The 370-nt window shown below is 78.1% G+C and carries 1 protein-coding gene; it reads left to right on the forward strand.

The window, feature by feature from the left end:
- On the forward strand, window positions 1-370 hold a 370-nt coding region (locus TN53_RS42960), incomplete at both ends, for a sensor histidine kinase (RefSeq protein WP_234441876.1).

A 370-nucleotide genomic window follows, 5' to 3' on the forward strand; every position in this document is an offset into this window, starting at 1 on the left:
GCCGGGGGCCGGGGTCGGGGCCTGGGGGGGGTCCCGGGGGGGGCGGGCCGACCCGCCGCTGCGGGAGGGGGTGATCGCCAAAATCGTCGGCAACGCCGCCCGCCACACTCCGCCCGGGGCCAAGGTGCTCGTGGCCGCCAGCACCCACGCGGGCCGGGTCGAACTGCGGGTCGTGGACCGGGGCCCCGGACTGCCCCCCACCGGCCGCGACCGGCTCTTCGAACCCTTCCAGCGTCTCGGCGACACCGACAACACGACCGGGCTCGGCCTGGGCCTGGCCCTGTCCCGGGGGCTGACCGAAGCCATGGACGGCACACCCGCCCCGGAGGACACGCCGGGCGGCGGCCTGACCATGGTGCTGTCCCTGCCC

This window comes from Streptomyces sp. WM6386 (assembly GCF_000972385.1).
GTDB lineage: Bacteria > Actinomycetota > Actinomycetes > Streptomycetales > Streptomycetaceae > Streptomyces.